The 12,893-nt window shown below is 39.8% G+C and carries 13 protein-coding genes; 9 read left to right on the forward strand and 4 right to left on the reverse strand.

Annotation, left to right across the window (positions count from 1 at the left end; genetic code table 11):
- Positions 1–2: 2 nt before the first annotated feature.
- The 8 genes from galT (at position 3) to HBN42_RS08365 (ending at position 8,339) form a co-directional block, all read left to right on the forward strand.
- Positions 3–1,481: a UDP-glucose--hexose-1-phosphate uridylyltransferase gene (gene galT, locus HBN42_RS08330; protein ID WP_165994587.1), complete on the forward strand. Its 1,479-nt coding sequence runs from the start codon at positions 3–5 to the stop codon at positions 1,479–1,481.
- Positions 1,481–2,482, forward strand: coding sequence for a UDP-glucose 4-epimerase GalE (gene galE, locus HBN42_RS08335; protein WP_165994588.1), 1,002 nt, complete (start codon positions 1,481–1,483; stop codon positions 2,480–2,482). Before galT ends, galE begins: the two co-directional genes overlap by 1 nt.
- Positions 2,483–2,581: 99 nt before the next feature.
- Entirely contained in the window at positions 2,582–2,926 is a 345-nt protein-coding gene (locus HBN42_RS08340; RefSeq protein WP_235925347.1) for a DUF6568 family protein, read from the forward strand.
- Between the two features lie 81 nt (positions 2,927–3,007).
- A complete protein-coding gene (yajC, locus tag HBN42_RS08345; RefSeq protein WP_165994590.1) occupies positions 3,008–3,433 on the forward strand; it encodes a preprotein translocase subunit YajC in 426 nt (141 codons plus the stop codon).
- 182 nt (positions 3,434–3,615) lie between these two features.
- Entirely contained in the window at positions 3,616–4,365 is a 750-nt protein-coding gene (locus HBN42_RS08350) for an isoprenyl transferase (RefSeq protein ID WP_165994591.1), read from the forward strand.
- A gap of 11 nt (positions 4,366–4,376) precedes the next feature.
- Positions 4,377–5,171: a phosphatidate cytidylyltransferase gene (locus HBN42_RS08355; protein ID WP_165994592.1), complete on the forward strand. Its 795-nt coding sequence runs from the start codon at positions 4,377–4,379 to the stop codon at positions 5,169–5,171.
- A 33-nt stretch (positions 5,172–5,204) separates the two neighbouring features.
- Positions 5,205–6,464 carry an RIP metalloprotease RseP gene (gene rseP, locus HBN42_RS08360; RefSeq protein WP_165994593.1) on the forward strand — a complete coding sequence of 420 codons (1,260 nt, stop codon included), beginning with the start codon at positions 5,205–5,207 and terminating at the stop codon, positions 6,462–6,464.
- 21 nt (positions 6,465–6,485) lie between these two features.
- Positions 6,486–8,339 carry a proline--tRNA ligase gene (locus tag HBN42_RS08365; protein ID WP_165994594.1) on the forward strand — a complete coding sequence of 618 codons (1,854 nt, stop codon included), beginning with the start codon at positions 6,486–6,488 and terminating at the stop codon, positions 8,337–8,339.
- Between the two features lie 63 nt (positions 8,340–8,402).
- Here HBN42_RS08365 and HBN42_RS08370 read toward each other — a convergent pair whose 3' ends face one another.
- From HBN42_RS08370 to HBN42_RS08385, 4 genes are read right to left on the reverse strand one after another with little or no spacing between them, the layout of a single operon-like run.
- Complete coding sequence (locus HBN42_RS08370) at positions 8,403–9,071, reverse strand: ABC transporter permease (protein WP_165994595.1); 669 nt, start codon at positions 9,069–9,071, stop codon at positions 8,403–8,405.
- The gene (locus HBN42_RS08375) at positions 9,068–9,991 is read right to left on the reverse strand and encodes an osmoprotectant ABC transporter substrate-binding protein (protein WP_165994596.1); all 924 of its coding nucleotides are present in this window, start codon (positions 9,989–9,991) and stop codon (positions 9,068–9,070) included. The genes HBN42_RS08370 and HBN42_RS08375 overlap by 4 nt, the downstream gene beginning before the upstream one ends.
- Before the next feature lie 2 nt (positions 9,992–9,993).
- Complete coding sequence (locus HBN42_RS08380; protein ID WP_165994597.1) at positions 9,994–10,626, reverse strand: ABC transporter permease; 633 nt, start codon at positions 10,624–10,626, stop codon at positions 9,994–9,996.
- On the reverse strand, positions 10,626–11,768 hold the full coding sequence (locus tag HBN42_RS08385) for a betaine/proline/choline family ABC transporter ATP-binding protein (RefSeq protein ID WP_165994598.1): 1,143 nt from the start codon (positions 11,766–11,768) through the stop codon (positions 10,626–10,628). Before HBN42_RS08385 ends, HBN42_RS08380 begins: the two co-directional genes overlap by 1 nt.
- Positions 11,769–12,068: 300 nt before the next feature.
- Here HBN42_RS08385 and HBN42_RS08390 point away from each other — a divergent pair, with 300 nt between their 5' ends.
- Positions 12,069–12,869 (forward strand): DUF975 family protein, encoded by an 801-nt coding sequence (locus HBN42_RS08390; RefSeq protein ID WP_165994599.1) that lies wholly within the window; start codon positions 12,069–12,071, stop codon positions 12,867–12,869.
- The last annotated feature ends 24 nt before the right edge of the window (positions 12,870–12,893 follow it).

The raw sequence follows: 12,893 nt of genomic DNA on the forward strand, positions 1-12,893 counted from the left end.
CTATGACCTTAATTAATGAATTCGTAAGTGCTGTTATTGCCCGCTCCTCCTATGAAGAAGAGGATCGTATTTACCTGACCAACAGAGTATTGGCCTTAGTTGGCGAAGAAGGATCTCAGATTCCTAGTCAAGAAAGTAATATCATTGCTTTGAAGGATCACTTGCTAGAGGTGGCTGTGCAAAATGGTAAGGTAGGCCCCCTCTTAGAAGAAAAGGACTGTCTGGGAGCAGAGCTGATGAATTTTATCACACCGATTCCCAGTCTCTTAAATCGCACCTTTTGGCAAACTTATCAGGAATCACCGGAAAAGGCTATTGCTGATTTTTACCAGCTTAGTCAGGATAATGACTACATTAAAGTCTCTGCTATTGCCAAAAACATTGCCTTTACAAGTCCCTCCAAATATGGTGATATGGAAGTTACTATCAACCTTTCAAAACCAGAAAAGGATCCAAAGGCCATTGCGGCTGCTAGGTTAGTCAAGTCCTCTTCATACCCCAAGTGCCAATTATGTATGGAAAATGAGGGCTATCAAGGGCGTATTGACCATCCTGCACGCGCTAATCATCGGATTATACCCATAGAATTGACTGGTCAAAAGTGGGGCTTTCAGTACTCACCCTATGCTTATTTTAAGGAACATTGTATCTTTTTGGATGCAGAGCATGTACCATTAGCTATTAGTAAAAGCACCTTTACTCAGCTTTTGACTATTGTTGAGCAATTTCCTGGCTACTTTGTCGGCTCTAATTCTGATCTACCTATAGTGGGCGGCTCAATACTGACACACAATCATTATCAGGGGGGCCGTCATGAATTTCCCATGGCCCTAGCTGATATTGAGAAAAGTTTTACCTTTAAGGGCTTTGAAGATATTGAGGCAGCTATAGTCAAATGGCCAATGTCAGTTATTCGTTTGAGGGGGACTGATAAAGTTCACTTAGTGGAGCTGGCAGAGAAAATTCGTTTGAGCTGGCGTGACTATTCTGATCCAGCTGTGGATATTGTAGCCTATAGTGGAGAGACAGCACACCATACTGTAACACCAATTGCTAGAAAAAGAGCTGGACAGTTTGAACTGGATATTGTTTTACGAGATAATCACACTAGCGAGGACTTTCCAGATGGCGTCTATCATCCTCATCCAGAGCTCCACCATATTAAGAAGGAAAACATTGGTTTAATTGAAGTGATGGGCTTGGCTATTTTACCAGCAAGATTGAAAGAGGAACTGCGTGAAGTTGAAAATTATCTCTTAGGTAGGTATAATAAGATTGCAGACTATCATAAGGATTGGGCTGATCAGATTAAAGAAAGCCAGCATATTAAAGCGCAAGAGGTACACAATCTGGTCCAAAAAGAAGTGGCTAAGGTCTTTGTCCGAGTTTTAGAAGATGCTGGTGTCTATAAAGTAAACCAAGAAGGGCGTCAAGCATTCGATCGTTTTATTGATAGCCTTGGTATAGAAGGAGAATTCTAGTGGCAATTTTAGTTTTGGGAGGAGCCGGTTACATTGGTTCTCACATGGTCGATCGATTGATTGAAGTGGACAAGGAAACTGTCGTTGTTGTTGACAACCTAGTCACAGGGCATAGAAAAGCTGTACATAAAGCTGCTCGCTTTTATCAGGGCGATCTTGCAGATCAATACTTTATGCGAAAGGTTTTCAAGGAAAACCCAGACATTGATAGCCTTATACATTTCGCAGCCTATTCCCAAGTTGGGGAGTCAATGGAAGATCCTTTAAAGTATTTTGACAATAATACATCTGGGATGATTAAACTCCTTGAAGTTATGAATGAATATGATGTGAAGAAAATCATCTTTTCATCCACCGCTGCCACCTATGGTATTCCAAAAGAAATGCCAATAAAAGAGAACACACCGCAAGAGCCTATCAATCCTTACGGGGAGAGTAAGCTTATGATGGAAAGAATCATGACTTGGTCTGACAAGGCCTATGGCATCAAATACGTAGCTCTTCGCTATTTTAATGTTGCAGGTGATAAGCCTGATGGGACAATTGGAGAGGATCATCATCCAGAAACCCATTTGATTCCTATTATTCTACAGGTAGCTCAAGGCAGTCGAGAAAAGATCACGATTTTTGGAGATGACTATCAAACAGCAGATGGTACAAATATACGTGACTATGTCCATCCCTTTGATTTGGCACAGGCTCATAGCCTAGCACTGGATTATTTGCGTCAAGGTAATGATTCTACCGCCTTTAATTTGGGCTCATCAACTGGCTTTTCAAACCTAGAAATTTTAGAGGTAGCCCGTCAGGTGACAGGAAAATCCATACCCTCCCAAGTAGGCCCAAGACGTCCAGGAGATCCAGATATCTTGGTTGCTGATTCAAGCAAGGCCCGTCAACTACTAGGCTGGAAGCCAGAATTTGATAATATTCAAAAAATAATTGAAAGTGCATGGACCTGGCACTCCAGTCATCCAAAAGGTTATGAAGACAAAAAGTAGAAGGAAAGTGACAAGCTGATCTTTTTCTTGATCTTTGTCAATGAGAAGAAGGTGAAGCTTACATGACCTTATTTTTAAATGAGAAAGGAAGTTGTAAGATTGGAATTTGAAGAAGCTGTCAAAGCATTTGAAAAAATAGATAGTGATCGTTTAAGTAGCTTAATGGCGAGTGATGAAGACCTGGTCGTCTTTTTAGGACGTCCGAGCTGTCCTTACTGTCGTCTCTTTGCCCCTAAGCTAGCACAGGCTTTTGCTGATCAGAAAAAGCAGCCCTACTATGTGAACACAGAAGAGTCAGCCGACTTTGAAGAGATTCAAAGTTTTAGAAGAAAGCACCAATTAAAAACTGTACCAGCCTTACTGGTTCGTAAAGATGGGCAGCTTAAAAGCAAGTGTGATTCCTCATTGACCATTGACCAAATCAAACAATTTCTTGCGTTTTAGTTGAGAAATGCGAACTTTCCTTGCTATGTCTGGTTAATTTTGATATAGTTATTCATGACTTTTATATATAAAGGAGATATTATGGGTTTATCTACAATATTGATGTTTGTTGTTATGATTGGTTTAATTTTCTTCATGCAACGTCAACAAAAGAAACAAGCACAGGAACGTCAAAACCAATTGAACACTTTGCAAAAGGGTGATGAAATTGTAACTATCGGTGGCATGTATGCTTTGGTAGACGAAGTGGACAAAGAAGCTAATCGTGTGGTTTTAGATGTAGATGGTGTCTTTTTACCATTTGAATTATCAGCTATTAAACGTGTTATCACGAGTACTGGTGCTCCAACTAATCCAGTAGTTGATGAAACCATGCCAGAAGCTGAAAGCATACCTGTTGTTGAAGAAACTGCAGTTGAACCTACAAAAGTTGCAGATACTGATGTAGAAGCTGAGACAGCCATCGAAGCTCAAGAAGAAAAAGATGGAGCTATCAGTTCAAACTAGGCTTTTATAGGCAAGTAACAGTAGTTTTGACATATAAAAGCAAAAAGAGTTAGTTAAGGGAAAATCCAGTTTATTTTCCCCATAACTAGCTCTTTTTCGTGTTTTCAGTAATAAAAGACAAGTCAAATGGCCTGAAGTATGGTAGAATAAAAGGTAAGTATGCTTATCTATAAGGAAGTAAAATGTTTAAGTTAAAATTAAAATCAAAAGATGTCAAAATTGAAAAGGTCCCAAAGCACGTAGGGATTATCATGGATGGAAATGGCCGCTGGGCAAAAAAAAGATTACAACCAAGGATTTTTGGTCATAAGGCAGGAATGGATGCTCTTCAAGAAGTAACCATTACGGCATCAGACTATGGTGTAAAAGTCTTAACAGTCTATGCTTTTTCCACAGAGAATTGGTCTCGTCCTCGAGAAGAAGTTAATTTTATTATGAATCTTCCCGTAGAATTCTTTGATAAATATGTCCCTGAGCTTAAGAAAAACAATGTACGTATTCAGATGATTGGTGATACCCAAGCCTTACCAGAAGAAACCTTGAAGGCACTCAATGACGCTATTGAAACCACAAGAAAAAATTCCGGTCTGGTTTTAAACTTTGCCTTAAACTATGGGGGTCGTTCAGAGATTACAAATGCTGTAAAAATGATTGCTCAGGATGTGCTGGAAGCTAGCTTCAACCCAGATGATATTACAGAAGATTTAATTGCCAATTATTTAATGACAGATCACTTACCTTATCTTTATAGGGATCCTGATTTGATTATTAGGACAAGTGGAGAGTTGCGTTTGAGTAATTTCTTGCTTTGGCAATCAGCTTATAGCGAATTTTATTTCACACCCGTTTTTTGGCCTGATTTTAGAAGGTCAGAATTCATTGAGGCTCTAGTGGAATACAATCGCCGTAAAAGACGCTTCGGTAGAGTATAGGAGAGTAGTAAATGAAAGAACGTATTATCTGGGGTGCTATTGCCGCACTGATTTTCATACCCTTTTTAATAATGGGCAATTTACCTTTTCAACTGTTTGTCGGTCTCTTGGCCATGATTGGTGTATCCGAAATGATGAAAATGAAAAGATTAGAAATTTTTTCATTTGAAGGTGTTTTAGCCATGCTAGCAGCTTTTGTCTTAACTGTTCCCATGGATAATTATTTAACCTTCTTACCCATTGATGGAAATTTGACCTGCTTTGCTTTTATTGTCTTTTTGATTTTAGCAGGTACAGTCTTAAACAGTGACCGTTACTCTTTTGATGATGCAGCTTTTCCTATTGCTTCAAGCCTCTATGTGGGAATTGGTTTTCAAAATCTGGTTAATGCCAGGATGTCAGGAATTGACAAAGTGCTCCTAGCCTTGTTTATCGTTTGGGCAACAGATATGGGAGCTTATTTCATTGGTCGTCAGATTGGAAAACGCAAATTACTAGAGAGGGTATCTCCCAACAAGACCATTGAAGGCAGCCTGGGAGGCATTGCTTCAGCAGTAGTTATTGCTTTTGTTTTCATGTTGGTGGATAAGTCTGTCTATGCTCCTCATCATTTCTTAGTCATGTTAATCTTTGTGGTCTTTTTCTCCATCTTTGCACAATTTGGTGATTTGGTAGAAAGTTCAATTAAAAGACACTTTGGTGTCAAAGATTCTGGAAAGTTAATTCCAGGCCATGGCGGGATTTTAGACCGATTTGATTCAGTGATTTTCGTTTTTCCTATTATGCATTTATTCGGTTTGTTTTAACCGACATTACAAGAATAGACTGAAAGGAAATCTATGTTAGGATTATTAACCTTTATTATTATTTTTGGAATATTAGTTGTTGTCCATGAATTTGGGCATTTCTATTTTGCCAAGAAATCTGGCATTCTTGTCAGAGAATTTGCCATAGGCATGGGACCAAAGATCTTTTCCCATGTTGACAAAGAAGGCACCCTTTATACCATCAGGATCTTGCCCTTGGGCGGCTATGTCCGTATGGCTGGTTGGGGAGATGATAAAACAGAGATCAAAACAGGAACTCCAGCAAGTTTAACTTTAAATGATGCTGGTCTTGTAAAAAGGATCAACCTGTCTTCTCATAAAGTTGATCCAACAAGTCTTCCCATGAATGTGACCTCTTATGATCTAGAGGACAAGCTCACTATTAGTGGTTTGGTCATTGATGAATCTAAGACTTATCAGGTTGATCATGATGCCACTATTGTTGAAGAAGATGGTACAGAAATTAGGATCGCTCCTTTAGACGTTCAATATCAAAATGCAAGTATTTGGGGACGTTTAATAACTAATTTTGCGGGTCCTATGAACAACTTTATCCTAGGGATTGTGGTCTTTATACTTTTTGTTTTTCTTCAAGGTGGAGCTGCTGACCCTACAAGTAACCATGTCAGAGTTGTGGATAATGGGGCAGCCGCAAGGGCTGGGATCAAGACAGATGATCAAATCCTCCAAGTTGGGAAATACCCAGTGAAGAATTGGAATGACTTATCAGAAGCTGTCTTGAAATCAACCAAAGGCTTTAAAAAGCACCAGGAGCTTCCTATTAAAGTCAAATCAGACGGGCATGTTAAAACAGTAGCTGTTCAACCTAAAAAGGTAGGCAATAGATATGCTCTCGGCGTAAAAACAGCCCTCAAAACAGGCTTAAAAGACAAGTTATTAGGCGGTTTTAAGATGGCAGCAGATGGGGCTTTGATTATTGTTGTAGCCTTGAAAAATCTTATTACTGGTTTTAGTTTAGACAAGCTTGGAGGCCCTGTGGCCATGTACCAAATGTCCAATCAAGCAGCGCAAAATGGGCTTGAGTCTGTCCTTTATCTAATGGCTATGCTATCGATCAACTTAGGTATTTTTAATCTCATTCCGATTCCAGCCCTTGATGGTGGCAAGATATTGATGAATGTGATAGAAGCTATTCGCCGCAAACCCATCAAACGGGAAACGGAGACTTACATTACCTTAGCAGGAGTGGCCATTATGTTTGTTTTAATGGTTGCTGTTACCTGGAATGATATTATGAGAGCTTTTTTCTAAGCTGATAGGAGAATTGAATAAATGAAACAATCAAAAATGCTTATCCCTACCTTAAGGGAAATGCCAAGTGATGCGCAGGTTATTAGCCATGCGCTGATGCTACGAGCAGGTTACGTTCGTCAGGTTTCTGCTGGGATCTATGCCTACCTACCACTGGCAAATCGTACTATTGAAAAATTCAAGACCATCATGCGTCAGGAATTTGAAAAAATTGGGGCGGTTGAAATGTTTACCCCAGCCCTATTAACAGCCGACTTATGGCGTGAATCAGGCCGTTATGAGACTTACGGAGAAGATCTTTATAAACTTAAAAATAGAGACCAGTCTGACTTCATTTTAGGACCAACCCATGAAGAAACCTTCACAACCCTTGTTCGTGATGCGGTCAAGTCTTATAAGCAGTTGCCCTTAAACCTTTATCAAATTCAGTCCAAGTACCGTGATGAAAAACGTCCTCGAAATGGCCTACTTCGTACCCGCGAATTTATTATGAAAGATGGCTATAGCTTCCACCAAAATTATGAAGATTTAGATCTTACTTATGAAGATTACCGTCAGGCTTATGAGGCAATCTTTACCAGAGTAGGTCTGGAATTTAAGGGGATTATTGGAGATGGCGGAGCTATGGGTGGTAAGGATTCTCAAGAATTTATGGCCATTACCCCAGCCCGTACAGATCTTAACCGTTGGTTAGTACTTGATAAGTCAATTCCTTCTATTGACGATATTCCAGAAGATGTCCTTGAAGACATTAAGGCTGAATTAAATACCTGGATGATCTCAGGTGAAGATACCATTGCTTATTCTAGTGAATCTAGCTATGCAGCTAACTTGGAAATGGCTAGCAATCAGTTCAGCCCAAGCACCAAGGTAGAGGCTGCAGAAGACTTGGTGGAAATTGAAACACCAGACTGCAAGTCCATTAATCAAGTGGCTTCTTTCCTAGCTATAGATGAGAAGGAAACTATTAAAACCTTACTTTTCATGGCTGATGGCAAAGCTGTAGTTGCCTTACTTGTCGGTAATGACCAAGTTAATGAAGTTAAGCTTAAAAATTATCTAGGCGCAGACTTCTTAGAAGCGGCAACAGAAGAAGAGGCCTTTGCATTATTTGGTGCTCATTTTGGCTCTTTAGGCCCTGTTAATTTACCAGAAGAAGTTCGCATCGTTGCTGACCGTACCATTGAAAATCTGGCAAATGCTGTTTCAGGAGCTAACAAGGATGGTTACCACTTTAAGGGGGTCAACCCAGGACGTGATTTCCAAGCTGAATATGTTGATATTCGTGAGGTCAAAGAAGGAGAAATTTCTCCAGATGGACATGGCATTCTCCAATTTGCACGTGGTATTGAAATTGGTCATATCTTTAAACTAGGTACCCGTTATTCTGAAAGTATGGGTGCAAAGATCTTAGATGAAAATGGCCGAGCTATTCCAATTGTTATGGGTTGCTATGGTATAGGTGTCAGTCGGATCCTATCGGCTGTGATTGAACAGCATGCCCGTCTCTTTGTCAGCAAGACACCAAAGGGAGATTACCGTTTTGCATGGGGAATTAATTTCCCTAAAGAATTGGCTCCTTTTGATGTGCACTTGATCACCGTTAACACCAAGGATCAAGAAGCCCAAGATTTGACAGCGAAAATTGAACAAGAGTTAGTGGATAAGGGCTATGAAGTCCTAACTGATGACCGTAATGAACGGGTCGGTTCTAAATTCTCTGACAGTGATCTTATTGGTCTACCAATCCGTATAACAGTTGGTAAAAAAGCTGCAGATGGTATTGTTGAAATTAAGATTAAAGCAAGTGGTGATAGCATTGAGGTTCATTCTGATAATGTTATCGAAACCCTTGACATTCTAACAAGTAAATAAGATAAAAAAGCAAACTATCTCCTAAGAAGTAGTTTGCTTTTTTAAAATCACTTACCTATTGTCTTAATTGCTCTTTCTCGCATTGCCTCGTGGTTCTAGCAGTCTTTGGACAAAGCCTAGGATGCTGTCAGATAGAATGGCCATTAGGGCGGTTGGTAATGATCCAGCAAGGATAATAGCTCCTCCGTTGGTTGCATTTGTCCCACGAACGATGATGTCTCCTAGTCCTCCTCCTCCAACAAAGGCTCCGATGGCTGTGATTCCAACGGCAAGAACTAGGGCATTACGAATTCCCGCCATGATAACAGATAAGGATAAGGGTAGTTCAACCATAAAGAGACGCTGACTTTTAGTCATTCCCATGCCTTTTGCAACGTCAATAAGATCCTCGTTCACATTTTTAATACCCGTGTAGGTGTTACTGATAATGGGTAAGAGGGAGTAGAGAAAGACGGTTGCTATAACTGTTTTAGTGCCTAGGCCCAGCCCAAGCATTAAGATAGAAATCATTGCCAGAGAGGGGATGGTTTGTAGGACGTTGGCGGCTCCCATAACAAATTTACGTAGGGACAGCCTTCTTGCAATGAGTATCCCTAAGGGAATGCCCACTATAGCAGCAAGAATCACACCGTAGGCAGAGATTAAAAAGTGTTTCAAAAATTGTGCTAGAATGTAGGCCCCATTATGATTAAAATAATAGATTAATTGTTGCCAGATGTTTAAATCTCTCATTTTTTGTGGCCCTCCCTAAAGTAATCATTTTTTTCCAAGAACTGTTTTGCGACCAGAGATGGTTCTAGCAATTGGTCATCAACTTGGTAATTCAATTCCTGCATCTTTTCTAAGCTGATTTTGCCATCTAGACGGTGTAAGAGCTTTTCTAGCTTGGGATAACGCTTGAGCAATTTATTAGTAACCACCATGGAACATTCATAGGGAGGAAAGAAGTGCTTGTCATCCTTTAGGATTTTTAAGTCATAACTCTTAATGCGCCCATCTGTTGAATAGCCAAGGACAGATTGCATTTTATTGCTGGCTACTGCATCATAGACCAATCCGATTTGCATTGGAGAAATGTGGTCAAAGGAAAAGCCATAAGTCTTGGTAAAATCAGGGTAACCATCACCCTTGCGGTTCATCCAGGTACTATCAATTCCTACTCTTGCACTGTCTTTAATCTTTGCCATATCAGAAATAGTTTCTAGTTGATTTTTCTTAGCATAATCACTGGTTACCATAAAGGCATAGGTGTCAGAAAAACCATAGCTTGGAAACCAGCTTTGATCGAAACGTTTTGTAAATTCTCTTTTAACAATTTTACTAGCTTTTTGGGGATCTTTAATGGCTTGCATGCCAAGAGCACCAGTAATATCAGTTCCAGTGTAACGTGTGGCAGAGATATCAGCATCACCCCTTAACTGAGCTTGATGGGAAACATTTGAAGAACCTAGATTAGGAATGATTGTTACCTGATAGTCTGTTTCATGTTTAATCAATTCAGCCACCATATTGGCCATAATACTAGATTCAGTGGTGCTTTGGGCAGAGATCCTGATTTGTGGTTTTTCCTTTTCCTTGAAGGCTCTATAACCTATAAAAGCTGCCAAGACAAGAAGAACTATTGTCAGTGGGATATAAATTTTTTTGGTCATCCTTAAGCCTCCCTTCTTTGTTTAGGGACGAGCCGATCTTCTAATCTTCCCAAGAGACAGTCAGACACTAAAGATAAGAGGATGACTGGAATGGTTCCTCCAATGATCAGTTCAGGCTGAAACAAGTTTAAGCCACTAAAGATTAAATCCCCTAAACCACCTGCCCCTATATAAGAAGCCAAGGTTGCCCAGGCAATAACATAAATGGCAGAGAGTCTAACCCCAGTCATGATAACAGGCATAGCTAGTGGCAACTCAACCTGAAGAATGGATTGAATAGGTCTCATGCCCATGCCTTTGGCACTATCTTTTAGATCCTTATCTACACCCCTTAAGCCAATATAGGTATTTCTTAAAATAGGAAGTAAGGAGTATATAAACAAGGCGACGATAGCTGGTAATTTGCCGACACCAAATAAAGGAATCATCATGGCTAAAAGTGCCAAGGAGGGAATGGTTTGTAGCATGCTGCTTATAGCAATAACCACCCTTGCTGTCCTAGGAAAGCGTGTCAGAAAGGTACCTAAAGGGACAGCCAAGAGTACACCAAAGGCTAAGGCCATGGCAGATATATAGGTCTGTTCCCAGGTTTTGACTAGTAAACGGCTGCCATAATGTGTGAGAAAATCAAGCATTAGCTTTCCTCCTTTTCTTGGCTGCCCCAGATAAAGTCGTAGAGCATATCCACCAGAGAGGATCTGGTAATAACTCCCTTAAGGCGATTCTCCCTATCAACCACAGGGGCAAATTTCAGTCCGCGTTTCAAAATCCTTTGAGCGGTGTCACGAAGGATAGCATCTTCTTGCACCGTAAAACTGATGCTTGTCATTAGATCAGAGACAAAAAGATCCTTTTGGTAATGGTTGGTCAAGGATTCTAAGTCGATCAGACCAATCAGTTTTTCATTTTCAGTGACTAAGAGGGAGTCAACACGTTTTTGTCTCATCAGGGTTACAGCTTCAGATAAGGGCTTGTCCGCTGTGATAGATACGGGATGCGTTAGCATTATGGATTTGACAGGTGTCACATCTGATTGAGCACGGATGAGCCGTTCAGCTCCAATCATTTTTTCAACAAAATTGCTAGCCGGATGATGCAGTAAATCAGTAGGACTATCTTCTTGAATCATTTTTCCCTTATCCATAACAACAATTTTTGTGGCTAATTTCAAAGCTTCATCCATATCATGTGTGACTAGAATGATGGTTTTCCCCATTTTTTCTTGCAGGGATTTGACCAGATCTTGAATCCCTTCACGGGTAATAGGGTCAAGAGCACCAAAAGGTTCATCCATTAAAATAATATCTTGTTCGGCAGCTAATGCTCTGATAACACCAATACGCTGCTGCTGACCACCAGATAATTCAGAAGGGTAGCGTTCTAGGAAGTCTTCTGGTAATTCGACCAGTTTCATTAATTCCTTGGCCTTTGCTTTTTTATCTTCTTCTGACCATTTCAATAATTTGGGAACCAAGGTAATATTTTCATAAATAGTCATATGAGGCATCAAGCCAATATTTTGAATAACGTAGCCAATTTTTCGTCTTAATTGAACAGGGTTGAAGTTGGCGATATCCTGACCCTTGAAGAGGATCTTTCCACTACTAGGCTTGAGCATGCGGTTAACCATTCTCATGAGGGTTGTTTTACCGGATCCACTGGTACCAATAAAGCAGATAAAATCACCAGGCATAACCGTTAAGCTCATTTTTTCTACTGCAATATTATTGCCGTATATTTTACTGACTCCCTGAAACTCGATAATTGGCTTGTCCATATCTATTCTCTCTTTCTATAGCTAGTATTACTTAAATTTTTCTATTAGTAATATTATACTCTTTTCTTCTTAGAAAATCTCATTTGCTGTCGCTATAAGGCTCTGCTGCTGATTTTATTAGTTGCTTCTAAGTTTACTTTCTTAGCTGCCATTTAGCAGGTTAAAGAACTCTGCTATTATAAGAAGAAAGAGTACGCCACCGGCTGAGAGTTAGTCTTATAATGTGATAATTTAAAATAATCTATAGCCCTATTTTTTCTAAAAAGTGCTATACTAAAAGAAAGTGCAAAGGAGTTTTTTATGAAATCAAGAGCAGAATTAAAAAAGGAAGCCAAGGCTGCCCTTAAGGGCAATTGGAAGTGGGCTATCTTAGTAACTATAGTTCCCACATTTGTACTTGCTGTGATTTATGTCATACTCTCTGGTATCTTGTCCTGGTCAGGTGTTGATCTGGACGCCGAAAGAATGAATCCTCTAGCCATAAGCTTGACAGTCATCCTTTATCTCTTGTTTGGCCTTCTAGAGATTGGTTTAGCTACTGGGGTCTACAAGGCTTCTATTGACCTTATCAGGAACCAAAAGAAGGGTGCTAAAGAAACCATTTTCTATGGATTTAAAGAAGGTCGTTACAGTAAGTTCTTTATCTTAAACTTACTAATCGCTATCTTTGTCTACCTATGGTCATTGCTACTGGTTATTCCAGGGATGATTAAAAGTTATTCCTATGCTCAGTCCTTTTATGTGTTAATAGATCGCCTAGAAGCTGGCTTAGAAACTTCTGCTACAGAACCTATTACAAAAAGCCGTCACTTAATGAATGGCTATAAGTGGAAATTCTTTGTCCTAGAATTGAGTTTCATTGGCTGGATTATCTTAACAGTCTTGACTTTCGGAATTGGTTTTATCTGGCTCTATCCTTATATGTTAGTTACCAGTGCTGCATTCTATGAAGATTTATTGGTTGATCAGGGCTTAAATAGTGTGGTAGAAAACCTCCAAACACAGCCAGAAGAAGCTGAAGTAAGAACAGAAAAAGAAGACATTATTTCAGATGTACCACTAATGGGTCAACCTGAAATAAATGATGCCACTCTCAAGTAATCATAAGGACTATCCCTCCTTATC

It is taken from the genome of Streptococcus catagoni, from assembly GCF_011421425.1.
Taxonomy (GTDB): Bacteria; Bacillota; Bacilli; order Lactobacillales; family Streptococcaceae; genus Streptococcus; species Streptococcus catagoni.